Here is a 25,167-nt window from a genome sequence, read left to right as displayed (position 1 = left end):
GAGACCGCGCAGGCGGGCCGCCCCGCAGGAGCCGAACCGGAAAGCCCGACGGGGCCCGCCAGAAGCCGCGATGCCCCGAACCGGAAGCCGCGAAGGCCCGTCAGAGGCCCTCTCCGGCCGTCTGAGCGCCGGAGGACGGCTCCTCCAGGGCCGCTCGCCTCAAGTGGTCGGCAAGGGCCGTGGCAGCCGTCCGAGGGCTGTCCTTGACGCCCCAGGCCAGCAGGTGGTGGCGGCGGGCCCAGGCGTCCTGGAGTTCGCACACGTCGACCGGCCGCCCCGGGTCGAGGGCCCGGCGCGGCACGACCGCCAGGCCCACCCCGCCCGCGGCGAGGGCGACTTGGACGTTCAGGCTCGCGACGGTCGTCCGGTACCGCACCACCGGCGCGCGCTCCCCGAGGCGCCGTTCGATCCAGCGGCGCAGCGACGAGCCCTCGTCGAGCCCGACGAGCGGATGCTCCGCGACCTCGCCGTACGACAGGGCCGTACGCCCGGAGAGGATCCCTCCCGCCTGGCCGACCACGACGAGGGAGTCGTCGCCCAGGGGCTCGGTCCGCAGCCCGCAGTCACGGGCCTCGGCGTCCAGGACGACGCCCAGGTCGGCCTGTCCGTCGGCGAGTGCGCGCACGGTCCTGGGGGTGGGGCTCTCGCAGACCGTGACGTCGACGTCCGGGTGCGCGCGCAGGAACGTCACCAGAGCGCGCGGCACGAGCCGGTGCATGGCCGAACCTCCGCCCAGCAGGACCAGCGGGTCCGTCGGGGGACGGCTGTAGCTGGCGACGGCGCTCTCCAGGCGAGCGGTCCGGTCGAGCACGTCGCGCGCGTGCCGGGCGAGCGTCGTGCCCGCCGGGGTGGGCCGTACGCCGCGCCGCTCGCGCACGAGAAGCGTGACGCCCGCCTGCCGCTCCAGCGCGCGTACGCGCGCGCTGGCTGACGGGAGGCTCAGGTGCATCCGCCGGGCCCCGGCCGTGATCGACCCTTCCGTCACGGTGTGGAGGAAGAGCCGCAGGTCGTCCAGGTCGTAGCGCACAGACGTCAGCCTATGGCTGTGACTTAGCCAGCGTGTGCGGATCGCGCATTGTGGGGGCGCCGGTCGTACGGGGATGCTCGTCGGGTGTCCGAGTTGCTGCTCGTCCTGCTGGCCGGTGTCGCCTCCGGCGCCCTGAACGCCATAGGGGGCGGCGGTACGTTCGTCGCGCTGCCCTCCCTCGTCGCCCTCGGCGTGCCGCCTGTCACCGCGAACGCGGTGTCCCGGGTCGCTCTCGTCCCCGGCTCGGTGGCGAGCGCCTGGGTGTACCGGCGGGAGATCGAGCAGGTCGCGGGGGTCGCCACGCGGACGCTGACGGCGGTCAGTGTCGCAGGCGGCGCGGTGGGCGCCGGTCTGCTGCTCGCGCTGCCGGCTTCGTCCTTCGACGCGGCGGTGCCCTGGCTGCTGGCCTTCGCGACGGTGGCCCTGGCCTGCGGCCCCCGCCTCTCCCGGACCCTCGCCGCCTCCCGCGGACGCACGGCCCTGCTGTCGCCGCCCGCCCTGCTGACGGGCCAGTTCCTGCTGGGCGTGTACGGCGGATACTTCGGCGGAGCCGTAGGCATCCTGATGATGGCCCTGTGGAGCGTCGGCACGGGCCTCGACGCGGCGACCGGCAACCCGATGCGGACGGCACAGGTGACAGCCGTCTATCTGAGCGCGACCGTCCTGTTCCTGGCCGCCTCCGACGCCCTGAGCGCCCCGCGCCATCTGACGGCCCTCCTCGTGGGCGCGGTGGTCGGCGGGTTCGCCGGTGCCCATCTGGGCCGCCGGATGCCGTCCGGACTGCTGCGGGGCGTCGTCCTGGCGACGGCGGCGGCGATGACGGTCCTGTACTTCCTGCGCGGCTGAAAGGGGGCTGCCCCGATGACCGACGACATCCCGACGACGCTGCGCGCGCGGCTCGTCGTCTCGTACCAGGCGTGCGTCCTGTCCGACCTCGCGCGCACGGCCGTCCCGATCGCCGGGGACGACGACGGCACGCCGGGGGCGCTCCTGTCCGAGGCCGTCGACGTCCTCGCCGCCGCCCACCGCCTCCTGGAGGCCGCCGTCGTCCACGAGCGCCTCGCGGGCGCCGGCTGGGACGTCGTCGGCGCGGCCCTCGGCCTCTCGCCCCGCGCCGCCCGCGTCCGCTTCGCCCTCGCCGAGGCGGCCCTCCACGACCAACTACGGCGCCCTGAGGCCCCCGACACGCCCCGGACGCCCCAACTCCCGCCCTACGTCCTCCAGGAGCCCCTGGAGGCCGCCACGGACCTCGACGACTGGGTCCTGCGCCACACGGACGGCGACGACGCCCTCGGAACCGCCCCGGTCTCGGGCGCCCTGCCCCGGACACCCCGTCAGCCGGGGACGTCCGGATAAAACAGAAGACCCCATCCGACTGGATGGGGTCTTCTCAACCGCTCTCGCATAGCGAGCAGTTGTTGCGGGTGGACCTGAGGGGATTTGAACCCCTGGCCCCCTCGATGCGAACGAGGTGCGCTACCGGACTGCGCCACAGGCCCTTGCAACGAGTGAAACTCTAGCACCCTCATCGCCCTGCTCGGAAATCCGTCTCCCAGGGGACCGGGTGCCCGGTCGCAGGTCACGGGGTGGACGGTCACTCGTTGGCCGCGCGCGGGCGCTCGCCGTCCTCGTACTGGTCGAACAGGGGGGTGCGCAGGCGTCCGCGGGAGCGGCGGGCCGAGGCGGCGCGGCGGGCGTCGGAGCGTTCGCCGCCGTCCGCGCGCGAGGCGTCGTCGTCGGCAGGGGGCTCGGAGAGAGCCTCCCCGGCCTCCTCCTCGTGCTCCGGGGCGACCGCGCTGGAGCGGGCGGAGCTCCAGGTGTCCGGGGCGCCGAGGTCGACGTCGGCGGTCGCGCGCGGGGCGACGGGAGCGGTGACGTACGTCGGGAGGGGCACCGGTACGGGGTCCCAGCTGTCGCCGTGGTCGGGGCGGCGCTGGCGTTCGCGCTGCTGGTCGACCCACTCGGCGTGGTCGGTCTGCTCGACGAGCGCACGCCGGTCGGCGGCGAGGGCGAGCAGTCCGGGGTCCTCGGTCTCGGCGACCGGTTCGGGCTCCTCTGCGGGGACGTCGAACGCCTCCGTGGACACCGAGGCGGACGCGCGGCGGTGCGGCTGGCGGACGCGCTCCTTGAGGCGCTGCGCGGCGACCTCCGCGGCCTGGCGGTCCATCTGGACGGCGAAGCGGCGGCGTTCCTGGGAGCGCAGGTAGGCGATGTACACGCTGAGCAGGACGGCGGGCACGCCGGGCGCCCAGAGGAACGCGAGGCCCCCCACGGCGGCGATGACCGCGCCCAGGGTGAAGGCGAGGAAGAGCAGGACCGTGGTGCGGCGGCGGCGCGCGAGGGACTTCGAACGCTGGGCGCGCTCGGACGTCCGGCCGGCGGCGCGCGCGGGGGGCGTACGCCGGGCGCCGGGCACACGCTGCTGGACAGCGGCACCCTCCCTGGAAGCAGCGGAAGCAGCAGAAGCAGCGCCCTCACGCGCGGGATGCCCCTCCCGCGCCGGGTTCTCCCGCCCGTGGTGCGCCTCGCGCCCCGACGGCTCGGGTCGGCCCGGTTCGCGTTCCGGGGCCGCCGCGTGCGCCTGCGGGCGCCCCGGAGGCATGGCGAAGGCCCGGACGTCCACCGGTTCGGTGGCGACGTCCAGGGCGTCGTCGTCGGGCTCCCCCGCCTCGGCGGAGCGGGCCCTCAGGTCCCGGGCGTACCGGCGCTCCATCCCCGCCCGGCCGGACAGCAACCGGATGGCTGTGCTGAAGCGTTCCGTCGGACGGGCCTCGTTCAGCTCGTCCTGCCTACGGAGCCACATCGGCACCAAGTAGGCGGCCCAGGCCCCGACAATGACTGCGTAGATGAGGCCGCTGCTGCTCACGCCTCACACCGTAGAGGGATTTGGTTGAGGCCATCCGCCAATTGGGCCGGTGTGTCGCACGATCTGGCTGATATTTCGAGCTTTTTTTGTGACCGATGCGATCAGTCGACCGCATCGGACCGGAACTTCAGCGTTTTGAGACGGTCACCACTCGGTCATTTTCGAACACGTATTCAATTTCCCGGTCCGGTGTGATTGCCCGGCGCGCGGTGCCGGTCGTACGAGCGGCGCCAGCGGTTGAGCAGCCCTTCGGGTACCTCTTCGGAGGTGAGTGCGAACACGAGGTGGTCGCGCCAGGCGCCGTCGATGTGCAGATAACGGGGCCTGAGGCCCTCCTCCCGGAATCCGAGTTTCTCCACCACGCGGCGGCTGGGGCCGTTCTCGGGGCGAATGCAGACCTCGATGCGGTGCAGTCCCACGGTGCGGAAACAGTGGTCGACGACGAGCGCGACGGACGTCGGCATGACCCCGCGCCCGGCCACCGACTCGTCGACCCAGTACCCGACGTGCCCGGAGCACATGGAGCCCCAGGTGATGCCGGCGACCGTCAACTGGCCGACCAGGCGCCCCTGGTACTCGATGACGAACGGGAGCATGCGGCCCGCGTTCGCCTCGGAGCGCAGGTGGCGGACCATCTGCCGGTACGTCGGCCGGTGCGCGAGCGGGCCGCCCGGGGCGGGCGGCGGGATCGTCGCCTCCCAGGGGCGCAGCCAGTCGCGGTTGCGCCGGTTGACCTCGCGCCAGGCGTTCTGGTCGCGGACCTTTATCGGCCGCAGGACGATGTCGCCGTCCACCAGCCGGGCGGGCCAGGTTGCGCTGTTCAGCTCGCACCCCCGGCTCTGGGATGGTCGCCGCCGCGGATCTGGTCGACGGCGTGCGTCAGGAGGGGTTCCAGGACGGCCAGTCCGTCCTTCACCCCGCCGGTGGAGCCCGGCAGGTTGACGACGAGGGTCGCGCGCGCGAGGCCGGCGAGTCCGCGGGAGAGCGCGGCGGTGGGCACCTTGTCGCGGCCGTACGCGCGGATGGCCTCGGCGATGCCGGGGATCTCGCGGTCGAGGACGGCGCGGGTGGCCTCCGGGGTGCGGTCGGTGGGCGAGACGCCGGTGCCGCCGGTGGTGACGATGACGTCGTAGCCGGCGTCGACGCCCGCGCGCAGGGCGGTCTCCACGGGATCACCGTCGGGGACGACCTGCGGGCCGTCCACGGCGAATCCGAGGGCACGCAGGCCCTCGGCGACCAGGGGGCCGCCCTTGTCCTCGTAGACGCCCGCGGAGGCCCGGTTGGAGGCGGTCACGACCAGGGCGGAGTACGACGTGCTTCCCACACCCGGGGTGCTTGTCATGACCTGCTCCAGTCGCCCGACTTGCCGCCCGTCTTCTCCAGAACCCGCACGTCCGTGATGACCGCTCCCTTGTCGACCGCCTTGACCATGTCGATCACAGTGAGCGCGGCGACGGAGACGGCGGTGAGGGCCTCCATCTCGACGCCCGTGCGGTCCGTCGTACGGACCGTCGCGAGGATCTCCACGGCGTCGTCCGCGACCGACAGGTCCAGTGTCACACCGGACAGTGACAGCGGGTGGCACAGCGGGATCAGGTCCGGGGTGCGCTTGGCGCCCATGATGCCCGCGATGCGCGCGACGGCGAGCGCGTCGCCCTTGGGGACGCCCTCGCCGCGCAGCAGCTCGACCACGCGCGGGGAGACGAGGACGCGGCCCGAGGCGCGCGCGGTGCGGGCCGTCACGTCCTTGCCGGTCACGTCGACCATCCGGGCGGCGCCCGCCTCGTCGATATGCGTCAGTCGGTCCTGCGTGCTCATGCTGTGTGGCGCTCCCGGTCCGGGCCTGTTGTGCGCGACACGGTACTCCCCGGTCGGCGGGGGCGACGGAACGGGACCGTCCTGCGGACGGGCGCCCGCGCGCGGGTGCCTCAGTCGAGGAGGACGACCTCGACGTCGGTGCCCGGCTCGACGCGGTCGACGTCCTCGGGGACGACGATCAGCGCGTCCGCGTGCGCGAGAGCGGCGACCAGGTGGGAGCCGGCGCCGCCGACGGGGCTGACGGTGCCGTCGGCGCAGGTGGCGCGCAGGTACTGGCGGCGGCCCCGCGGCGACTTCAGGGGCCGGTCGGCGGTGAGCTTCGCGCGCGTGGTGGGCCGGTGGAGGTCCGTGAGGCCCATGAGGGCACGGATGGCGGGCCGGACGAACAGCTCGAAGGAGACGTACGAGGAGACCGGGTTGCCCGGCAGCGCCAGCAGCGGGGTGTGGTCGGGGCCGACCGTGCCGAAGCCCTGGGGCTTGCCGGGCTGCATGGCGAGCGTGCGGAAGTCGACGCCCGCGCCCGCCTCGTCCTCGTCGGCGACGGACGACAGCGCCTCCTTGACGACGTCGTAGGCGCCGACGCTGACGCCTCCGGTGGTCACCAGCAGGTCGGCGCGGACGAGTTGGTCCTCGATGGTGGAGCGCAGGGTCCCGGGGTCGTCGGCGACCGCGCCCACGCGGTAGGCGATCGCTCCGGCGTCGCGGGCGGCGGCGGTGAGGGCGAAGCTGTTGGAGTCGTAGATCTGGCCGTCGGCCAACTCCTCGCCGGGCTGGATCAGTTCGCTGCCGGTGGACAGGACGACCACGCGCGGGCGCGGGCGGACGCGGACGGTGCCCCGGCCGATCGCGGCGAGCAGGGCGATCTGCGGCGGCCCGAGGACCGTGCCGGCGCTCAGCGCGCGGTCGCCCGCACGGACGTCGCTGCCCTGCGCGCGCACGTGCGCGCGAGCCTCGGCGGGCCGGTACACGCGTACGGGGCCGAAGGCGCCCTCCGGGGCGAGGCTGTGCGCGCGCATGGAGCCGACCGGGCCCTCGCCGAGCCCCCCGTCGGTCCATTCGACGGGGACGACGGTCTCGGCGCCGGGCGGCAGGGGGGCGCCGGTCATGATGCGGGCGGCCTGGCCCGGGCCCACGTGCAGCAGGGCCGCCTGCGCTCCCGCCGCGACGTCCCCGACGACCTCCAGGGCGGCCGGGAACTCCTCGCTCGCGCCCGCGACGTCGGCGACCCGGACCGCGTACCCATCCATCGAGCTGTTGTCGAACGGCGGCAGGGACACCGCGACCGTGACGTCCTCGACCAGGACGCAGCCCTGGGCGTCGAGGAGCTGGAGCTCGATGGGTTCGAGGGGGCGGACGGTCGCGAGGACGTCCTCAAGGTGCTCGTCCACGGACCACAGGCGGTCCTGGGCGGCGGGGCGCGGTGCGGCGGTGCTCAACGCGGCTGCAACTCCTCGGTGACGTAACGGTGGAGCCAGGTCCGGAAGTCCGGTCCCAGGTCTTCACGTTCGCACGCGAGTCTGACAATGGCACGCAGGTAGTCGCCCCGGTCGCCGGTGTCATAGCGGCGGCCCTCGAAGACGACGCCGTGCACGGGGCCGCCGGCCGTCTCGTCCTGGGCGAGCTGCTGGAGGGCGTCGGTGAGCTGGATCTCGCCCCCGCGCCCGGGTGCGGTGGTGCGCAGGATCTCGAAGACGGCCGGGTCGAGGACGTAGCGGCCGATGATCGCGTAGTTGGACGGGGCCTCGGCGGGCTCCGGCTTCTCGACGAGGCCGGTCACCTCGACGACGTCGGCGTCGCCGGTGGGCTTGACGGCCGCGCACCCGTAGAGGTGGATCTGCTCGGGCGCGACCTCCATGAGGGCGACGACGCTGCCGCCGTGCCGCTCCTGGACCTCGATCATGCGCTGGAGCAGGGGGTCGCGCGGGTCGATCAGGTCGTCGCCCAGGAGGACCGCGAACGGCTCCTGTCCGACGTGCGGGGCCGCGCACAGCACCGCGTGACCGAGTCCCCTGGGGTCGCCCTGGCGCACGTAGTGCATGGTCGCGAGGTCGCTGGACTCCTGGACCTTGGCGAGCCGGGCGGCGTCGCCCTTCTTCTGGAGGGCCGACTCCAGCTCGTAGTTGCGGTCGAAGTGGTCCTCCAAGGGCCGCTTGTTGCGGCCGGTGACCATCAGGACGTCGTCGAGGCCGGCGGACACGGCCTCCTCGACCACGTACTGGATCGCGGGCTTGTCCACGACCGGCAGCATCTCCTTGGGAGTCGCCTTCGTCGCCGGCAGGAACCGGGTTCCGAGGCCGGCCGCGGGGATGACAGCCTTGCTGATCCTGGGGTGGGACTGAGTCATGGCGGTCACCCTATCCGGTGCTCTTGAGCGGAATCCGTGACACCGGATCACGGATGCTCATATGAGCGCATTCGAGACAGTGCGGAGTGGTGCATGAGTACTGCCGACGGCCCGGCCGGGTCCGGCAAGCGCGAGCTGCGGCGGGAACTCCTCGCCGCGCGCGCCGAGTTGACCCCCGACGACCTGCGGGGATCGGCCGCCTCCCTGGCCGAACGCGCGCTGGAGCTGCCCGAGTTGGCGCACGCGCGCGTGGTGGCGGCGTACGTCTCCGTCGGGAGCGAACCGGGGACGCTCGCGCTCCTGGACGCGCTGCGCGCGCGGGGCGTGCGCGTCCTGCTGCCCGCGCTGCTGCCGGACAACGACCTCGACTGGGCCCCCTACGACGGCCCGGACTCCCTGGCGAGCGTCCGGCACGGCGCGCGGATGGCCCTCCTGGAGCCCGTAGGCGAGCGGCTCGGGCCGGACGCCGTGGCGGGCGCCGACGCGGTCCTGCTGCCCGGCCTCGCGGTCGACGCGCGCGGGATGCGGCTGGGGCGTGGAGGGGGGTCGTACGACCGGGTGCTGGCCCGGCTGGAGCGGGCGGGCTCCGGCGCGGTCCTGGTGGTGCTGCTGTACGACGGGGAGGTCGTCGAGCGGGTGCCGACCGAAGGGCACGACCGGCCCGTGCACGCGGTGGTGACGCCATCGGGGGTGCGTCGGTACGGGACTGTCTCGTCGTAACGCATCCGTAGCGACGCAACAGCTACGTACGGACGAAACGGCCGCGTACGGACGAAACGGTTTCGTCGCGACGCAATGCGGGCGACAACAAGAAAGGGGCCCTCCGCGCGGAGGGCCCCCTTTCTCTCTGCGCGCTCTACCCGCGCGCGTGCCTCACGGCTTCAGCGTGAGCGTGTCGCTCGTGCTGTCGTCGACCGCCTTCGAGGAGAAGGACCAGTCGAGGAGTTCGCCGTCGGCCCACTTACCGGTCTGGTCGGTGTAGTGAGCGCTGAAGGCGTGCCCGGACGCGCCGGAGAGGTTGATCCACTTCGACTTGTCGAAGTCGGCGAGGTTGACGACCATCCGCATCGACGGGACCCAGACGACGCCGTAGCCGCCGGCCGCGTTCCAGCCGGTCGCGTTGACCGCGGCCTCGCCGCCGCTGAGCTTCCAGGGGCCGCGGTTGAGGATGTACCGCAGGAAGTCGGGGCCTTCGGTACCGAGGGTCTGGTTCTTCAGGAACAGCCGGTGCAGGCGGCCCCAGCTCCAGGTGTCGATGTCCTTGCCGAGCTTGGCGGTCAGCTCCCAGCGGGCGTCGATCAGCGCGCGCTTGAAGAGGCCGTCGCGGTCGACGGCGCCGGGACGGGTGCCCGAGCGGGGCGTCTTCCACCAGTCGCTCTTGGGCTTGTCCATCAGATTGCGGACGACCTCGAACCAGCGGTCGCCGCCGTCGGGCTGCGCCTGGTCGGCGTCGCGCATGCCGCACTCGCGGACCTTCTGGGTGTCGTCGACGGGCCCCGTGGAGTTGACCGGGTCGACCCACAGGCACTGCCCCTCGACGCGCAGCTCCTTGGGGAGCTTGTTGCCGAACGCGAGCTTGAGGATGTTGCGCCACACGGCGTTGAAGTAGGCCGCGGCGGCGGAGTCGGCGTCCTGGGTGTAGTCCCAGCCCTGGAGGAGCTTCTGCGCCTCGCGGACGTCCGGGTCGTCGAGGTCGATCTTCAGCAGCCGCGGCACGAGCAGCTTGGCGATCTCGCTGCTGCTGTCGAGCTGCATCTGACGCATGTCGTCGGTGGAGATCTTGCCGCCGCCCTCGATCTTCTGCTTGATCAGGTCGGTGATGCGCTGGCTGCGGGTGCCGTAGCCCCAGTCGGTGGTGAGCGTGTACGGGTACGCGTCGGGGTCGACGACGGCCTGGTTCGCGGTGACGATGTAGCCGCGCTCCGGGTTGTACTCGTAGGGCAGCTGGTCGAACTTGAGGTAGCCGGTCCAGGCGTACTTGGAGTCCCAGCCCGGGGCGGGGATGGAGCCGTCGTGGTTCTTCCCGCGCGTGGGGATCTTCCCGGGCAGCTGGTAGCCGATGTCGTTCTTCGTGTCGGCGAAGATCAAATTCTGCGAGGGGACGTCGAAGAGTTTCGCGGCGTCGCGGAAGCTCTCCCAGTCGGACGCCTTGTTCATCGCGAAGACGGCGTCCATGGTGGTGCCGGGCTGGAGTGCGGTCCACTTGAGGGCGACGCCGTACCCGTCGCCGCGGTCCGGGGCGGCGGAGGTGACGCCGGCCTTCTTGCCGACGTCGACGAGTTCGTCGTTGCGGTCGGACAGCAGGGGCATGCCGTCCTCGGTCTGCCGTACGACGATCTTCTTGGCGTCGGAGCCGGCGACCTTGATGGTCTCCTCGCGCGTGGTGAACGGTCGGACCTTGCCGTCGTACTCGTAGCCGTCGCCGGTGATCTTCTCCAGGTAGAGGTCGGTGACGTCGACGCCGGAGTTGGTCATGCCCCAGGCGATGTTCTGGTTGTGGCCGATGACGACGCCCGGCAGGCCCGCGAAGGTGTAGCCGGTGACGTCGTACTGGCAGGTCGCCGAGAGGGTGCGGCAGTGCAGGCCCATCTGGTACCAGACGGAGGGCAGCGAGGCCGTCAGGTGCGGGTCGTTGGCCAGGAGCGGCTTGCCGGTGATGGTGTGCTTGCCGGCGACGACCCACGAGTTGGAGCCGATGCCGTTGCCGTTCACGCCGACGGCCGTCGGAAGGTCGTCGAGGACGCCGTTGAGGCCCGCCAGCTGGCCCTGGAGGGCCGAGGAGCCCTGGGTGGAGGTTCCGGAGCCCGAGCCGCTCCCCGAGCCCGTGGAGGAGCCGCTGGAGCCCGACGAGGAGTCGCCCGAGTCGCTCTTCGACCCGAACTCGCCGGTCAGCTCGTCGTACTGGCCCTCCTGCACGATCGCCTGGTTGCGGCTGTACGGGTAGGCCGGGTAGAGGTCGGCGATCTGCTGCGGGCCGAGGCGGCTGGTCATCAGGGCGCGGTCGATCTCGTCCTTCATGTTGCCGCGCAGGTCCCAGGCCATCGCCTTGAGCCAGGAGACCGAGTCGACGGGGGTCCACTCGGCCGGCTTGTAGTCGTTGATGAAGCCGAGGGCCGCGTACTCGAGGGAGATGTCCTCGCCGGACCTGCCCTTGAGGTAGGCGTTGACCCCCTTGGCGTACGCCTGGAGGTACTTCTTCGTGGAGGCCGACAGGACCTTGTCGTACTCCTCCTTGGCGACGCGGTCCCAGCCCAGGGTGCGCAGGAACTCGTCGTTCTCGACCTGGCCCTTGCCGAACATCTCCGACAGCCGCCCGGAGGTCATGTGGCGGCGCACGTCCATCTCGTAGAACCGGTCCTGCGCCTGGACGTAGCCCTGCGCCATGAACAGGTCGGCGTCGGAGGAGGCGTAGATCTGCGGGACGCCGTAACCGTCGCGCTTCACCTCGACCGGGCCGGACAGCCCGTCCAGCTTGATCTCGCCCGTCGTCTGCGGGAACGAGGCCCGGACGGTACTGACGGACCAGTAACCGCCGTAGGCGATGCCCCCGATCACCGCCAGGACCAGGACGATCACGATCAGGCGGGCTTTGCGCCCCTTTTTCCTGCCGGACTTGCCGGGCTTGTCACCCGTTGTGGCGGTGGTATTCGGGGGCATCGCTGTCCTTGCTGTCCTAACGCGAGCGGCAGGTCGGGCTGTGACTTTGAATGAACGCTGGAGCAACCATAGGCGCAGGGCCAGACGCCACTTGACTCGGAGTCGGCAACGCGGGCGCGCGAGCGGTGGATCACACCTAGGCGAGCGTCAAGAAATCGTCAAGAGTTAGGTAAGGTAACGAAGTAGTTGACTGTACGGCGCCGGCGCTTCCTGTCCGATGTGTTCGTACGACCCCCGGAACGCGCCCCTTCGCCAGAAAAGGAATCCGCCGCTGACCGTCCACCACCTCAACCAGCTCCTGCTCGTCTGCTCGCTCGTCCTGCTCGTCGCCGTCGCGGCCGTCCGGATCTCCTCGCGCAGCGGGCTCCCCAGCCTGCTCGTGTACCTGGGCATCGGCGTCCTCATGGGCCAGGACGGCATCGGCGACATCCACTTCAGCAACGCCGAGATGACCCAGGTCATCGGGTACGCGGCCCTGGTCGTGATCCTCGCCGAAGGCGGTCTGGGCACGAAGTGGAAGGAGATCGGGCCGGCGCTGCCCTCGGCGTCCGCGCTGGCGCTCGGCGGGGTCGCGGTGAGCGTCGGCGTGACCGCGACGGCCGCCCACTACCTGGTGGGCCTGGAGTGGCGGCAGGCGCTGATCATCGGCGCGGTGGTGTCGTCGACGGACGCGGCGGCGGTCTTCTCCGTCCTGCGCCGCATCCCCCTGCCCGCGCGCGTGACAGGCACCCTGGAGGCCGAGTCGGGGTTCAACGACGCCCCGGTCGTCATCCTGGTGGTCGCGTTCTCGACGGCGGGCCCGGTCGAGCACTGGTACGTGCTGCTCGGCGAGATAGCCCTGGAGCTGGCCATCGGCGCGGCGATCGGCCTGGCGGTCGGCTTCGCGGGCGCGTGGGGCCTTCGGCACGTGGCGCTGCCCGCCTCCGGCCTCTACCCGATCGCCGTCATGGCCATCGCCACCGCCGCGTACGCGGGCGGCGCGCTCGCGCACGGCAGCGGCTTCCTCGGCGTCTACCTCGCCTCGATGGTCCTCGGCAACGCGAAACTGCCGCACTGGCCCGCCACGCGCGGGTTCGCCGAAGGGCTCGGCTGGATCGCCCAGATCGGCATGTTCGTGCTGCTCGGCCTGCTGGTCACACCGCACGAGCTGGGCGACGACGTCATGCCCGCGCTGATCATCGGACTGGTCCTGACGATGGTCGCGCGCCCGCTGAGCGTCCTGCTGTGCCTGATCCCGTTCCGGGTGCCCTGGCAGGAACAGACGCTGATGTCCTGGGCGGGGCTGCGCGGCGCGGTGCCCATCATCCTGGCGACGATCCCCATGGTGAACGGTGTCGACGGCAACCAGCGGATCTTCAACATCGTCTTCGTGCTGGTCGTCGTCTACACGCTCGTGCAGGGACCGACACTCCCCTGGCTCGCCCGGACCCTGCGCCTGGGAGGCGGCAACGAGGCGACCGACCTGGGGATCGAATCGGCGCCCCTGGAGCGGCTGCGCGGTCATCTTCTGTCCGTCGCGATCCCCGAGGGGTCGCGGATGCACGGCGTCGAGGTCGGCGAACTGCGCCTGCCCGCGGGCGCGGCGGTCACCCTCGTCGTCCGCGACGACGCCTCCTTCGTGCCGTCCCCGACGACCGTCCTGCGGTACGGCGACGAGCTCCTCGTGGTCGCCACCGACCCCGTCCGGGACGCCGCGGAGAAGCGCCTGCGCGCGGTCGGGCACGGCGGCAAGCTCGCCGGATGGCTGGGAACGGACAAGAATCCCAAGCGCCGGTGACGTGTTAACGACAGGTTTCGCCGTGCTCACTTTCACAGTCTGCGCGGGGTCGCGCGCCTGTACGATGAACGCGCACCTAGATCGAACCAACTCTGTCTGAAGCAGAGCTGGCGCGACCGTATGGCGGCCGGAACGCCCTCCCCGGAGGACGTCGGTATCTACCGCAGCGCGCAAGAGGACAGCTCTCGGCGTCCCCCACAGGGCGCGCTACCAGGCGGCAGAAAGGCACGGGCCGTGGCGTCCACGGTCACCGAGAAGTCAGCCGAAGGCCGTCCCGGATACGGGCAACTCCTGCGCACGCGCGGGGCATGGACCTTCCTGCTGCCGGGCTTCGCGGCGCGGCAGCCGTTCGCGATGCTGACCATTTCCATCGTGCTGCTGGTCCAGCACACCACCGGCTCGTACGGCGCGGCAGGCGCCGCGGCGGCCGTCACCGGCGTCTCCCTGGCCGTGTTCTCGCCCCTCAGCGGCCGTCTCGCCGACCGGTACGGCCAGCGGGCGGTCCTGCTGCCCGGCATCGTCGTGCACGCGCTGTCGGGGCTCACGCTGACGGTCCTGGCGCTCGCCGACGCGCCCCTGTGGGCGGTGTTCGCCGCGGCCGTCCCCACGGGCGCCTCGGTGCCGCAGGTCGGCCCCATGGTGCGCGCCCGCTGGGGCGTGACCCTGAAGGACTCGCCCCTGCTGCCCACGGCGGCGGCCTTCGAGTCCGTCACCGACGAGCTGACGTTCGTCGTGGGCCCGCTGCTGGCGACCGCCCTGTGCACCGCCGTCCACCCGGCGGCCGGGCTCGTCACGGAGGCCGCGCTGACCCTGGTCGGCGGACTGCTGTTCGCCGCGCAGAAGAGCACCCAGCCGCAGGTCACCGCTAGCGGGCACGCGCGCGTGGAGCACGCCTCCGCGCTGCGGATCCCCGGCGTGCGCGTGCTGATCGTCGCGTTCCTCGGCATCGGCTCCGTCTTCGGCGGCATGCAGGTGTCGCTGGCCGCGTTCAGCGAGTCGATCGGCGAACCGGGGCTCAACGGCGTCCTGTACGGCACGTTCGCCGCCGGCAACATGCTGTCGGGCGTCGTCTGCGGGGCGATCGCCTGGAAGGCCGCCCCGAAGCGCCGGCTGCTCGTCGCGTACGGCGCGCTCGCGCTGGTCGCCTCCGGGCTGTGGGCCGCGCACTCGGTGCTGCTGCTCGCCGGGCTCGGACTGCTGGTCGGCATGTGTATCGCGCCCGCGCTGATCACCGGCTACACCCTGGTCGAGGAACTGGTCCCGGCGGGCGCGCGCACGGAGGCGTTCACCTGGATGACGGGCGCCGTCGCCCTGGGGCAGGCGGCGGCCGTCACGGTCGCCGGACAGCTGGAGGACCGCTTCTGGGGCGGCTCCGGGTTCCTGGTGCCCATGGGCGGCACGGCGCTGGCCCTGGCGATCCTGCTGGCGCTGCGTTTGCGACTCGTGCCGCCGCGCGTGACCAAAGTGGTCACGCGCGGCGCGGCCAATCGCGAGCCTGTCACGATCGGTGAAATGTGACGATGTCCCAGGGAATACGTCACTGTGACTCCGCCGCTACGCGGCTTCCCCGTGAGGCGTAAGCGCCCCAGTGGCGGTCAAGCCCTGACCGCTGCCCGGAGGCAGGTGACGTACGTTACTCCAACTAGCTGGCAGCGCGGGTTAATATGGACGCTTGTTAGCACTCATCGAGTGAGAGTGCCAGGAGGAAGACAGTGCCGACCTACCAGTACCAGTGCACCGAGTGCGGCGAGGGCCTTGAGGCGGTGCAGAAGTTCACCGACGACGCCCTGACCGAGTGCCCCAGCTGCGGTGGCCGCCTGAAGAAGGTGTTCTCCGCGGTCGGCATCGTCTTCAAGGGTTCCGGCTTCTACCGCAACGACAGCCGCGGCTCCTCGTCGAGCAGCTCGCCGGCGTCGGCCAAGACGTCGTCCAGCACGGACTCGAAGCCGTCGTCAGACTCCAAGCCGTCGTCGAGCGCGAAGCCCGCGTCCGACTCCAAGCCGTCCGCCGGTTCCACCGCCGCCTGACGCACCTCGCTTCCGAAGACCCCGCCTGTCCCACGACGGCGGGGTCTTCGGCGTCTGCGGCTACTGTTCCGGGCATGACGAACGCAGAGATCGGCGTGATCGGCGGCTCAGGCTTCTACTCGTTCCTCGACGACGTGACGGAGATACGGGTCGACACCCCGTACGGGGCACCCAGCGACTCCCTCTTCCTCGGCGAGGTCGCCGGACGGCGGGTCGCGTTCCTGCCCCGGCACGGGCGCGGGCACCACCTGCCGCCGCACCGCATCAACTACCGGGCCAACCTCTGGGCGCTGCGCTCGGTCGGGGTGCGGCAGGTGCTCGGGCCGTGCGCGGTGGGCGGGCTGCGGCCCGCGTACGGGCCCGGGACGCTGCTGGTCCCCGACCAGCTGGTGGACCGTACGAAGTCCCGGGCGGGGACGTACTTCGACGGGCTGCCGCTGCCCGACGGGAGCGTGCCGAACGTCGTGCACGTCTCGCTGGCCGACCCGTACTGTCCGACCGGGCGGGCGGCCGCTCTGAAGGCGGCCCGGGGGCGGGACTGGGAGGCGGTGGACGGCGGGACGCTGGTCGTGATCGAGGGGCCGCGGTTCTCGACGCGGGCCGAGTCGCTCTGGCACCAGGCCCAGGGCTGGTCGGTCGTGGGGATGACCGGGCATCCGGAGGCGGCGCTCGCTCGTGAACTGGAGCTCTGCTACACGTCGTTGACGCTCGTCACGGATCTCGACGCGGGGGCGGAGACGGGCGAGGGGGTGTCCCACGAGGAGGTGCTTGAGGTCTTCTCGGCGAATGTGGGGCGGCTTCGGGACGTGCTGTTCGACGTGGTGGCGGGGCTGCCGGCGTCGGACGGGCGGGCGTGTCTGTGTGTGAACGCGCTGGGCGGGCTGGAGCCTGGGTTCGCGCTGCCTTAGCGGCGGGGGCCCGAAAAGGCTGAGGCCGGGGCGGCTCGCGAGGGTCCCTCGAAGGGTTCCCTCAGGCGGTTCTCCCCAGGCCGTCGCCCCGTCCGGGTGACGGGGTTTTCCACAGGCCCGGAGTTGTCCACAGGGCGCGGCGGAGGGTTGCGGAAGCGGTCATCGTGGGTCTCGCAGGCCGGATGCACGGTCTGTGCGGCCCGCCGGGGATGCCGGGGGCCGTCCCCCTTCGTCGCCGGTGGTGATCTCCATGGCCGTTGCGCCTCCTTCCTCCTCGTACGACGTCTGCCCGCCCGGGGCGGACACTCCGGCCACCTGTGAGGTGCCGCAGTTCTCGCCCGTGCGGGTGCGGGGTGCGCGGTATCTGCTGGGGCGGCTCGCGCGGCAGCGCAGAAGGGCGCTGGCGCTGGGGCTCGCGGTCACCGCGGCGGCGCTCGTGGCGGCGGGGTCGTCCCAGGACCCCGGGCGGGACAGCACCGCCGAGCGGGCTCGCGGGCGCCCCGGGGCCGCGTCCTCCCCTGCCGCCGCGCCGCCCGGCAAGCCGGTCGTCGTCGAGACCGTGTCGGCGCCGGTGCGGATCGCCGACGCGGAGACCGTACGGCTGCTGCGGCCGGGCGACCGGGTCGACGTGGTCGCCTCCGGGGAGACCGGGGCGGGCGGGGTCCGGGTGGTGGCGCGCGGGGCGCTGGTGTCGAAGGTGCCCGAGCCGCTCGGGGCGAGCGCGGACGGCGGGGCCCTGGTCGTCCTCGCGGTGCCTCGCGGGGCGGCCGAGCGGCTGGCCGGCGCGGGGGTCTCCGAACGGCTGGCGGTGACCCTGTGGTGAGGCCCTTCCTCCGATATGTGTACGGTCCGCCGTCGTCAAGTCCCTCGATCGAGCTACCGAATTGGACATGTACGCCGCGCTCTGGCGTAGGTTGCGGAGCTGTCCGTTCCGCAGTCGGAGCAAGTGAGGAGTGTCGCCGAGGTGAGCGAGAAGAAGGGGGCCGGTGTCTGGGACGGCTTCAAAGCCTTCCTGACGCGTGGCAACGTCGTCGATCTGGCAGTCGCGGTGGTCATCGGCGCCGCCTTCACGAACATCGTCAACTCGGTGGTGAAGGGCGTCATCAACCCGCTGGTGGGTGCGATCGGCACGAAGAACCTGGACAGCTACAGCTCGTGTCTGAAGGACCCGTGCAAGCTGGCGGCCGACGGTTCGCTGGAGAGCGGTGTCCTCATCCAGTGGGGGTCGGTGCTCGGGGCGACGCTGAGCTTCGTGATCACGGCCGCGGTCGTGTACTTCCTGATGGTGCTGCCGATGTCGAAGTACCTCGCGCGGCAGGTGGCGCGGCAGAAGGCGAAGGAGGGCACCCAGGAGGTCATCGAGGTGTCCGAGCTGGAGGTCCTCAAGGAGATCCGGGACGCTCTGGTCGCCCAGCGCGGTTCGGGGCACGACGGGTCGTAGACGCGCTCTCCTCGGCCCTGCGGGTGGCGTCCGGCCTCGCCCGCGGGGCCGTTCGGCTTTCCCGGGGGCTTCAGATGTGGTGGGGCGGCTTCTCGTCGAGGAAGCGCCTGAGGTCGGCCGCCGCGTCGCCGCTCGCCGGAGCGGACTCGCCCCAGCCGCGGTCCGTGTCGTCCGAGGACGGGCGGTCCAGGGGGTCGTCGAAGACCAGCGCGGCCTTCGGGTCACGGGGTGCGGCGGCGGAGGGGGTGCTCATCCCTCCAGGGTACGGGTCCCGGAGCGGGCCGGGCCGAGTCCGTGGTGCGGGGGAAAGCGGGGTCTGCTGTGCTGGTGGGCATGACGACCGGTTCGGTTCCCCCCGACGCTTCCGCCGGGCCCTCCGACGCCCACGCCTCGCCTCGTCCGGGGCGGCCCGTACGGCCACTCACCGCGCGCAGACGCGACGAGGCGCACCGGGTGGCGTCGCCGCTGGAGTTGTTCTTCGACCTGTGTTTCGTGGTGGCGGTCGCGCAGGCGGGCGTCGGACTGGTGCACGCCGTGGCGGAGGGGCACGCGGGGCAGGGGGTCCTGCACTACGCGATGGTGTTCTTCTCCGTGTGGTGGGCGTGGATGAACTTCACGTGGTTCGCCTCGGCGTACGACAACGACGACGTGCCGTACCGGGTCGTGACGCTGGTGCAGATCGCGGGGGTGCTGGTGCTGGCGGCGGGGGTGTCGCGGGCGTTCGACGAGCGGGACTTCCTCCTCGTGTGGCTCGGGTACCTGATCATGCGGCTGGCGATGGCGACGCAGTGGCTGAGAGCGGCGTGGTCGACGGCCGGCGCGGAGCGGACTGTGGCTCTCAGGTACGCCGCCGGGGTGCTGGCGTGTCAGGTGGGGTGGCTGGGGCTGCTGGTGTTCCCCGAGGGCGCGCGGGCGTGGGTGTTCCTGGTGATGGTGGTCGTCGAGCTGGCGGTGCCGGTGTTCGCGGAGCGGGACCTGCGGACCGCGTGGCATCCGCATCACATCGCCGAGCGGTACGGGCTGTTCACGATCATCGTGCTGGGCGAGTCGATCGCGGCGGCGACGGTCGCGGTGAAGTCGGCGGTCGACGAGCACGACGCGCTCGGCGAGCTGCTGCCGATCGCCGGGGGCGGGCTGCTGATCGTGTTCGCCGCGTGGTGGATCTACTTCGTGGTGCCGGTCCACGGGCATCTGCGCTCCAACCGGCAGGCGTTCCTGTGGGGTTACGGCCACTACCTCGTCTTCGGGTCGGCCGCCGCGATCGGGGCGGGGATCGAGGTGGCGGTGGAGCAGGCGGTCGGGAAGGCGCACGTCTCGGCGACGGCGGCAGCGGCGGCCGTGACGGTGCCGGTGGCGCTGTACCTGGTGACCGTGTGGGCGTTGCACTCCCGGCACTTCAAGGTGGGGCTCGCGCAGCAGGCGGTGCTGCCGGGGGCGGCGGCGCTGGTGCTGTGCTGCACCTTCCTGGGGCGGTGGGGTGTCCTCGCGGCCGGGCTGGTGGCGGCGCTCACGGTGGCGACGGGGACGACGCTGACCGCGCGGACGGCTGCGCGGGAGGAGGCCCGGGAGAAGGCCCCGGAGGGGGCTGTGGGGTGAGGGGGCGGTGGCGTGCGCGGGGCTGATGGGCGATCGTGGGGCGAAAGGAGGCTCGCTGTATGGCAGTTGACGCTGTGACCGATGTCGCCGGGATCCGGGTCGGGCACGCCACCCGGGTCGGGGGCGGGTGGCTGACCGGGACGACGGTCGTGCTCGCGCCGGAGGGTGGTGCGGTGGGGGCCGTGGACGTGCGCGGGGGCGGGCCGGGGACGAAGGAGACGGACGCGCTCGATCCGCGGAACGTGGTGCGGCGGGTGGAGGCCGTCGTGCTGACGGGCGGGAGCGCGTACGGGCTCGACGCCGCGTCCGGGGTGATGGCGTGGCTGGAGGAGCGGGGGCGCGGGGTGCGGGTGGGGCCCGAGCCGGGGCATGTGGTGCCGGTGGTGCCGGCCGCGTGCGTGTTCGACCTGGGGCGGGGCGGTGACTTCCGGGCCCGGCCGGACGCGGGGACCGGACGGGCCGCGGTGGAGGCGGCCGCCGCGAGCGAGGCGGGGGCGCCGGTCGCCGAGGGGTGTGTCGGGGCGGGCACGGGGGCGGCCGCCGGGGTGCTGAAGGGCGGGGTCGGGACCGCCTCGGTGCGGCTCGGGTCGGGGGGCACCGTGGGGGCGCTGGTCGTGGTCAACTCGGCGGGTTCCGTGGTGGATCCGGAGACCGGGGTGCTGTACGGGGAGCTGGGGCGGGGGCGGGTCGAGTGGCCGCCTGATCAGGTGCACGAGGCAGCGCGGCGGCGGATGGCCGAGGCCGCGGCGGCCTTCGCTCCCCCGCCGCTCAACACGACGCTGGCCGTCGTCGCCACGGACGTCGCGCTGTCCAAGGCGCAGGCCCAGAAGCTGGCGGGGGTCGCGCACGACGGGATCGCACGGGCCGTGCGGCCGGTGCACCTGCTGAACGACGGGGACACGGTGTTCGCGTTGTCCACGGGGGCGCTCGCGCTGGACGAGGCGGACCCGCTGGCGCTGAACGAGGTGCTGGCGGCGGGGGCGGACACCGTGACGCGGGCGATCGTACGGGCCGTGCGGGCGGCGGAACCGGTGGCGGGGGCGGGCGGCGCGTGGCCGTCGTACCGGGAGTTGTACGGATGAGAGGGCCGGTGGGGGCGGGAAGTTGGGACGATGTGTGGGGGTGGGGTGGGGAGTCGGTGGTGGGGGCGGGTTTTGATGGTTTGTCTGGGTGGATGGGAACTTCTCGGGATGGGGACGCGTTTTAGCGGGCATACGTTTCGCCGTTCCCGGACATGATGTCCGGCCGAGGGGCTACCGTATGCACCCACAAGGTGACATGCAGCAACGCCGGGAGAAACCTTGAGCGTTCCGTACGAGATGGCGGCGTACGAACCATTTGAGTCGCCGGAGTCTCCGGAGGAGCACCTCGCGCGGCTCCTCGGGCGGGCCCTGAACTCCTTCGAGCTGGCCGACGACGTGCTGAGGCAGCTCGACTGCGCGCTGGCGCACGACAGTTCGCTGCACTCCGCGCACCACAGCGCGGGCCTGCACCGGGAGACGTACCGGCACACCTGGCTGCTCGCGGACGGCACGGCGCTCACCCTGTGGGAGCTGGTGCACAACATCACGGCGGGCGGCGAGTCGCAGCACGAGGTGTACGCGGACCCGGAGGAGCTGCGGGAGGCGACGGCGCGGCTGCCGTTACCCCTGGACTCCCCGGAGTTCGAGCTGCCGGTGTTCGTGGAGCTGGCACCGATGCCGATGCCCCGGCACATGTACGTGCGCGGCGATTCCGCGGACCACGTACGGCGGTTGCTGCGGCGGGCGGAGAACGCCGACCGGCCGGGGCGCGAGCTGACGGACCTGGTCGCGCAGGCGGCGGCGTACGAGATCACGCAGTCGTTCGGGCGGCCCTGCCGTGCCGGGCGCGCGGGGATCGGCTTCTCGCTCTACGAGCACGCGTTCCTGCTCGTCGACGGCGAGGAGGTGTCCCTGTGGGAGGTGGAGCACACGGCGACGCCGGACGGACGGCACATGTGCGAGGTGTACACGACGGAGGACGAGGCGCGGGCGGCGATGGAGCGGCGGGCGGCGCAACTGTCGTAGAGATGCCGGGGGTTCGGCTGCCCCGACGCTGCTCAGCGGTCGTCCGCCAGGCGGCGGACCAGGGTCGCGAAGGCGTGTTCCTCGGCCGGTGTGAGGGGGGCCGTCTCCGCGGCGGGGCCGGTGCGGCGCTGGCGCGGGAGGGCGGGGAGGCCGTCGGGGCGGCGGACCAGCGGGGTGGGGCGCAGGAGGGGGCCGTACGGCTGGTGCGGGCGGGGGCGGCGCAGGGTGCGGGTCAGGACCGTCAGCCAGGCCAGGGCCGCGAGGGTGAGGGCGGTGAGGGCTGCCAGGTGGGGCAGGGAGAGGTTCGCGGGCATGGGAACCAGTAGACACCACGAATCGTTACCTTTGTGGCGGATCGTGATGGATCTGACAGGGCTCGCGGGGGGACTGAATGCGCGTGTGGGGCTTGGGAGTTGTGAAGGGGGTGCGGGGGCGTGCGCGAGGGTGCGGGGAAAGGCCCCGGCCGCGGCCCCGATTCGGCGGGGCCGCGGCCGGGGAGCGGGGGTCATGCCGCTATCGGCTGCTTGCGGTCGGCGGGCCGAGGGAGCGGTTCGCCGGGCTGCGGGGCCGTCGGGGCGGGCTTGCGCAGGCCCTTGAGGAGGACCACCAGGGTCGTGGTGACGCCCACGCCCGCCGCCAGGGCGATCAGGTAGAGGAACGGGTTGCCGATCAGCGGGACGACGAAGATGCCGCCGTGCGGGGCGCGCAGGGTGGCGTCGAAGGCCATCGACAGGGCGCCGGTGACCGCGCCGCCCGCCATCGAGGCGGGGATGACGCGCAGCGGGTCGGCCGCCGCGAAGGGGATCGCGCCCTCGGAGATGAAGGAGGCGCCCAGGACCCAGGCGGCCTTGCCGTTCTCGCGCTCGGTCTCGGTGAAGAGCTTCGCGCGGACCGTCGTCGCCAGGGCCATCGCCAGCGGCGGGACCATGCCGGCGGCCATCACCGCGGCCATGACCTTCATCGCCGAGTCGCCCGGGTCGGTGACGGCGATGCCGGCGGTGGCGAAGGTGTACGCGACCTTGTTGACGGGCCCGCCGAGGTCGAAGCACATCATCAGGCCGAGCAGGGCGCCGAGCAGGATCGCGTTGGAGCCGGTGAGGCCGTTCAGCCAGTCCGTCATGCCCTTCTGGGCGGACGCGATGGGCTTGCCGATCACCACGAACATCAGGAACCCGACGATCGCCGTGGAGATCAGCGGGATCACCACCACCGGCATGATGCCGCGCAGCGCCGTGGGGATCCTCACCCGCTGGATGCCGAGGACCACACCGCCCGCGAGGAGGCCCGCGGCGAGGCCGCCGAGGAAGCCCGCGTTGATGGTGGAGGCGATCATGCCGCCGACGAAGCCGGGGACGAGCCCCGGCCGGTCCGCCATGCCGTACGCGATGTAGCCCGCGAGGACGGGGACCAGGAAGCCGAAGGAGACGGCGCCGATCTGGAAGAGCAGCGCGGCCCAGCTGTCGGCCTGGGTCCACGCGAAGTGGTCCATCACCGACGGCGCCTTGTTGATCTTGTAGCCGCCGATCGCGAAGCCGAGGGCGATCAGGAGACCGCCCGCCGCGACGAAGGGGACCATGTAACTCACGCCGGACATCAGCCACTTGCGCAGCTTCGTGCCGTAGCCCTCCGTGGAGTCGCCCGCGCGCTCCACCGGGGTGGGGGCGGAGCCGGCCGTCACCACTCCCCTGGCCGCCTTGTCCCTGACCTCGGCGATCAGTTCCGCCGGGCGGTTGATGCCGGCCTTCACACCGACGTCGACCGTCGGCTTGCCCGCGAAGCGGTCCTTGTCGCGGACCGGGACGTCGTGCGCGAAGATCACGCCGTCCGCGTCCGCGATGACCTGCGGGTCGAGCCGGGTGAAGCCGGCCGAGCCCTGCGTCTCGACGGTCAGCTGTACGCCCGCCTCGCGGCCCGCGTTCTCCAGGGACTCGGCGGCCATGTACGTGTGGGCGATGCCGGTCGGGCAGGAGGTGACGGCGACGATGCGGAAGGGGGCGTCCGGCGCGGGGGGTTCGGCCGCTGCGGCACCGGTGGAGGCCGCCACCGGTGCCGCAGCGGAGTCTTCGGCGGCGAGGTCCTGCGGGGACCGGTCGCCGCGGATCAGGGCCGCCGCCGTCTGCGGGTCCGCGACCGCGCGCAGCGCGTCGGTGAACTCCGTGTTCATCAGCTGGCGGGCCAGCGCGGAGAGGATCGTGAGGTGGGCGTCGTCCGCGCCCGCCGGGGCCGCGATCAGGAAGATCAGGTCGGCGGGGCCGTCCGGGGCGCCGAAGTCGACGCCCTCGGCGGCCCGGCCGAAGGCCAGGGTCGGCTCCGTGACATGGGCGCTGCGGCAGTGGGGGATGCCGATGCCGCCGTCCAGGCCGGTCGGCATCTGGGCCTCCCGCGCGGCGACGTCCGCGAGGAAACCGTCGAGATCGGTGACCCGGCCCAGGGTCACCATGCGGGCGGCGAGAGATCGCGCCGCCGCTTCCTTGCTGTCGGCGGACAGGTCGAGGTCGACCAGTTCCGCGGTGATCATCTCGCTCATCGCGGGCTCCTTCGCACGCGTATCGCCGGTGAGGCGGGGGTGGGGACGGGGAGGGGGTTGGCGAGGGCCCCGGTCAGGGCCCGGAAGGGTCCTAACGACGGGCCGCACCGGGTGAGGGCGCGGTGATCAGCGGGAAACCCGGCGCGCGGGCTCACGACGCCGGCTCTCTCAGCTCGCGGTCCACCGGGACCGCCGACGTCAGGGTCACGGCCGCCGGGTCCAGGTCCGCCGGGGTCGGCATGACGCTGCCCGGGAGCTGGACCGCCGCCGCGCCGTGGGCCACCGCCGAGGCGAGGGCCTCGGGACCGGTGCCGCCCGCGATGAGGAAGCCGGCCAGGGAGGAGTCGCCGGCGCCGACGTTGCTGCGGACCGCCGCGACCCGGGCCTCGGCGAAGTACGTGCCCGTGGGGTCCAGGAGGAGCTGGCCGTCCGCGCCGAGGCTGGCCAGGACCGCCCGGGCGCCCATGTCGCGCAGCTGCTCCGCCGCCTTGAGGGCGTCACCGACGGTCCGCAGGGGGCGCCCCACCGCCTCCGCCAGCTCCTCGGCGTTCGGCTTGACCACGTCCGGGCCCGCGCGCAGGGCCTCCAGGAGGGCGGGGCCGGAGGTGTCCAGGGCGATCCGGGCGCCCGCCGCGTGCGCCCGGGTGACCAGCTCGGCGTACCAGGACGGGGCCAGGCCCCTCGGGAGGCTGCCGCAGCAGGCGATCCAGTCGGCGTGGGCCGAGTGCTCGCGGACCGTCTCCAGGAGGAGTTCCTGTTCGGCGGGCGAGAGTTCGGGGCCCGGCGCGTTGATCTTCGTGAGGACGCCGTCGGACTCCGCGAGCGCGATGTTCGAGCGGGTCGCGCCGGCCACGGGCACCGGGGCGACCTCGATGCCCTGCGCGTCGAGCAGGTCCGCGACGAGCGCGCCCGGCGCACCGCCGAGCGGCAGGACCGCGACCGTACGGCGGCCCGCCGCGGCGACCGCGCGGGACACGTTGACGCCCTTGCCGCCGGGGTCCATGCGCTCGCCGGTGGCGCGGATGACCTCGCCCCGGTCCAGGGAGGGGACCTCGTAGGTGCGGTCGAGGGAGGGGTTGGGGGTGACGGTGAGGATCATGCCGCCGCTCTTGCCGGTGGTACGGGTGGGGT

Annotated in this window: 24 protein-coding genes and 1 tRNA gene; 12 read left to right on the top strand and 13 right to left on the bottom strand. The window is 72.6% G+C overall.

Going from position 1 to position 25,167, the window contains the following annotated elements:
* Window positions 1–100: 100 nt before the first annotated feature.
* Window positions 101–1,027 (bottom strand): LysR family transcriptional regulator, encoded by a 927-nt coding sequence (locus tag ACLZOT_RS38760; RefSeq protein ID WP_416973862.1) that lies wholly within the window; start codon window positions 1,025–1,027, stop codon window positions 101–103.
* An 84-nt stretch (window positions 1,028–1,111) separates the two neighbouring features.
* On the opposite strand from ACLZOT_RS38760, the gene ACLZOT_RS38755 reads away from it, so the two are divergent.
* Together ACLZOT_RS38755 and ACLZOT_RS38750 are read left to right on the top strand one after the other, a co-directional pair.
* On the top strand, window positions 1,112–1,873 hold the full coding sequence (locus ACLZOT_RS38755) for a sulfite exporter TauE/SafE family protein (RefSeq protein WP_416973861.1): 762 nt from the start codon (window positions 1,112–1,114) through the stop codon (window positions 1,871–1,873).
* 15 nt (window positions 1,874–1,888) lie between these two features.
* Window positions 1,889–2,383, top strand: a complete 495-nt coding sequence (locus ACLZOT_RS38750) for a hypothetical protein (protein ID WP_416973860.1) — start codon at window positions 1,889–1,891, stop codon at window positions 2,381–2,383.
* Window positions 2,384–2,452: 69 nt separating this feature from the next.
* Here the strand turns inward: ACLZOT_RS38750 and ACLZOT_RS38745 are convergent.
* The 7 genes from ACLZOT_RS38745 to galU all read right to left on the bottom strand — a co-directional run bounded on the left by ACLZOT_RS38745 (window position 2,453) and on the right by galU (window position 8,055).
* A tRNA-Ala gene (locus tag ACLZOT_RS38745) sits at window positions 2,453–2,526 on the bottom strand.
* A gap of 95 nt (window positions 2,527–2,621) precedes the next feature.
* Window positions 2,622–3,893 (bottom strand): gephyrin-like molybdotransferase receptor GlpR, encoded by a 1,272-nt coding sequence (gene glpR, locus ACLZOT_RS38740; RefSeq protein WP_416973859.1) that lies wholly within the window; start codon window positions 3,891–3,893, stop codon window positions 2,622–2,624.
* Between the two features lie 173 nt (window positions 3,894–4,066).
* Window positions 4,067–4,687, bottom strand: coding sequence for a GNAT family N-acetyltransferase (locus tag ACLZOT_RS38735; RefSeq protein ID WP_416973858.1), 621 nt, complete (start codon window positions 4,685–4,687; stop codon window positions 4,067–4,069).
* A gap of 26 nt (window positions 4,688–4,713) precedes the next feature.
* Window positions 4,714–5,235, bottom strand: coding sequence for a MogA/MoaB family molybdenum cofactor biosynthesis protein (locus tag ACLZOT_RS38730; RefSeq protein ID WP_416973857.1), 522 nt, complete (start codon window positions 5,233–5,235; stop codon window positions 4,714–4,716).
* The gene (gene moaC / locus ACLZOT_RS38725) at window positions 5,232–5,711 is read right to left on the bottom strand and encodes a cyclic pyranopterin monophosphate synthase MoaC (protein WP_416973856.1); all 480 of its coding nucleotides are present in this window, start codon (window positions 5,709–5,711) and stop codon (window positions 5,232–5,234) included. Before moaC ends, ACLZOT_RS38730 begins: the two co-directional genes overlap by 4 nt.
* Before the next feature lie 110 nt (window positions 5,712–5,821).
* Window positions 5,822–7,147: a gephyrin-like molybdotransferase Glp gene (gene glp, locus ACLZOT_RS38720; RefSeq protein WP_416973855.1), complete on the bottom strand. Its 1,326-nt coding sequence runs from the start codon at window positions 7,145–7,147 to the stop codon at window positions 5,822–5,824.
* Window positions 7,144–8,055: a UTP--glucose-1-phosphate uridylyltransferase GalU gene (galU, locus tag ACLZOT_RS38715; RefSeq protein ID WP_416973854.1), complete on the bottom strand. Its 912-nt coding sequence runs from the start codon at window positions 8,053–8,055 to the stop codon at window positions 7,144–7,146. Before galU ends, glp begins: the two co-directional genes overlap by 4 nt.
* 93 nt (window positions 8,056–8,148) lie before the next feature.
* Here galU and ACLZOT_RS38710 point away from each other — a divergent pair, with 93 nt between their 5' ends.
* Window positions 8,149–8,775, top strand: a complete 627-nt coding sequence (locus ACLZOT_RS38710) for a 5-formyltetrahydrofolate cyclo-ligase (RefSeq protein ID WP_416973853.1) — start codon at window positions 8,149–8,151, stop codon at window positions 8,773–8,775.
* 153 nt (window positions 8,776–8,928) lie between these two features.
* Here ACLZOT_RS38710 and ACLZOT_RS38705 read toward each other — a convergent pair whose 3' ends face one another.
* The gene (locus ACLZOT_RS38705; RefSeq protein ID WP_416973852.1) at window positions 8,929–11,712 is read right to left on the bottom strand and encodes a penicillin acylase family protein; all 2,784 of its coding nucleotides are present in this window, start codon (window positions 11,710–11,712) and stop codon (window positions 8,929–8,931) included.
* Window positions 11,713–11,929: 217 nt separating this feature from the next.
* Between ACLZOT_RS38705 and ACLZOT_RS38700 the strand changes: the two genes are divergently transcribed.
* The 6 genes from ACLZOT_RS38700 to mscL all read left to right on the top strand — a co-directional run bounded on the left by ACLZOT_RS38700 (window position 11,930) and on the right by mscL (window position 17,865).
* A complete protein-coding gene (locus ACLZOT_RS38700; protein WP_416973851.1) occupies window positions 11,930–13,489 on the top strand; it encodes a potassium/proton antiporter in 1,560 nt (519 codons plus the stop codon).
* A 234-nt stretch (window positions 13,490–13,723) separates the two neighbouring features.
* Window positions 13,724–15,007: an MFS transporter gene (locus ACLZOT_RS38695; protein WP_416973850.1), complete on the top strand. Its 1,284-nt coding sequence runs from the start codon at window positions 13,724–13,726 to the stop codon at window positions 15,005–15,007.
* Between the two features lie 194 nt (window positions 15,008–15,201).
* The gene (locus ACLZOT_RS38690; protein WP_416973849.1) at window positions 15,202–15,516 is read left to right on the top strand and encodes an FmdB family zinc ribbon protein; all 315 of its coding nucleotides are present in this window, start codon (window positions 15,202–15,204) and stop codon (window positions 15,514–15,516) included.
* A 74-nt stretch (window positions 15,517–15,590) separates the two neighbouring features.
* On the top strand, window positions 15,591–16,424 hold the full coding sequence (locus ACLZOT_RS38685; protein ID WP_416973848.1) for an S-methyl-5'-thioadenosine phosphorylase: 834 nt from the start codon (window positions 15,591–15,593) through the stop codon (window positions 16,422–16,424).
* A gap of 250 nt (window positions 16,425–16,674) precedes the next feature.
* The gene (locus ACLZOT_RS38680; RefSeq protein ID WP_416973847.1) at window positions 16,675–17,247 is read left to right on the top strand and encodes a hypothetical protein; all 573 of its coding nucleotides are present in this window, start codon (window positions 16,675–16,677) and stop codon (window positions 17,245–17,247) included.
* Window positions 17,248–17,388: 141 nt separating this feature from the next.
* Window positions 17,389–17,865 (top strand): large conductance mechanosensitive channel protein MscL, encoded by a 477-nt coding sequence (mscL, locus tag ACLZOT_RS38675; protein ID WP_416973846.1) that lies wholly within the window; start codon window positions 17,389–17,391, stop codon window positions 17,863–17,865.
* Between the two features lie 70 nt (window positions 17,866–17,935).
* Here the strand turns inward: mscL and ACLZOT_RS38670 are convergent, their stop codons facing one another.
* Window positions 17,936–18,118, bottom strand: coding sequence for a hypothetical protein (locus tag ACLZOT_RS38670; protein ID WP_416973845.1), 183 nt, complete (start codon window positions 18,116–18,118; stop codon window positions 17,936–17,938).
* Between the two features lie 80 nt (window positions 18,119–18,198).
* Between ACLZOT_RS38670 and ACLZOT_RS38665 the strand changes: the two genes are divergently transcribed.
* The 3 genes from ACLZOT_RS38665 to ACLZOT_RS38655 all read left to right on the top strand — a co-directional run bounded on the left by ACLZOT_RS38665 (window position 18,199) and on the right by ACLZOT_RS38655 (window position 21,509).
* Window positions 18,199–19,461, top strand: coding sequence for a low temperature requirement protein A (locus ACLZOT_RS38665; RefSeq protein WP_416973844.1), 1,263 nt, complete (start codon window positions 18,199–18,201; stop codon window positions 19,459–19,461).
* Window positions 19,462–19,520: 59 nt separating this feature from the next.
* Entirely contained in the window at window positions 19,521–20,543 is a 1,023-nt protein-coding gene (locus ACLZOT_RS38660; protein WP_416973843.1) for a P1 family peptidase, read from the top strand.
* 219 nt (window positions 20,544–20,762) lie between these two features.
* A complete protein-coding gene (locus ACLZOT_RS38655; RefSeq protein ID WP_416973842.1) occupies window positions 20,763–21,509 on the top strand; it encodes a DUF6227 family protein in 747 nt (248 codons plus the stop codon).
* Window positions 21,510–21,541: 32 nt separating this feature from the next.
* Here the strand turns inward: ACLZOT_RS38655 and ACLZOT_RS38650 are convergent, their stop codons facing one another.
* The 3 genes from ACLZOT_RS38650 to pfkB all read right to left on the bottom strand — a co-directional run bounded on the left by ACLZOT_RS38650 (window position 21,542) and on the right by pfkB (window position 25,135).
* A complete protein-coding gene (locus tag ACLZOT_RS38650; protein ID WP_416973841.1) occupies window positions 21,542–21,823 on the bottom strand; it encodes a hypothetical protein in 282 nt (93 codons plus the stop codon).
* A 191-nt stretch (window positions 21,824–22,014) separates the two neighbouring features.
* The gene (locus ACLZOT_RS38645; RefSeq protein WP_416973840.1) at window positions 22,015–24,036 is read right to left on the bottom strand and encodes a PTS fructose transporter subunit IIABC; all 2,022 of its coding nucleotides are present in this window, start codon (window positions 24,034–24,036) and stop codon (window positions 22,015–22,017) included.
* Window positions 24,037–24,187: 151 nt separating this feature from the next.
* Window positions 24,188–25,135, bottom strand: coding sequence for a 1-phosphofructokinase (pfkB, locus tag ACLZOT_RS38640; RefSeq protein WP_416973956.1), 948 nt, complete (start codon window positions 25,133–25,135; stop codon window positions 24,188–24,190).
* Between the last annotated feature and the right edge of the window lie 32 nt (window positions 25,136–25,167).

The sequence above is a fragment of the Streptomyces sp. 4F14 genome (assembly GCF_048159485.1).
Classification (GTDB): Bacteria; Actinomycetota; Actinomycetes; order Streptomycetales; family Streptomycetaceae; genus Streptomyces.
The sequence above is the reverse complement of the archived record's forward strand: the minus strand, read 5'-3'. Positions and strand labels throughout refer to the sequence as shown.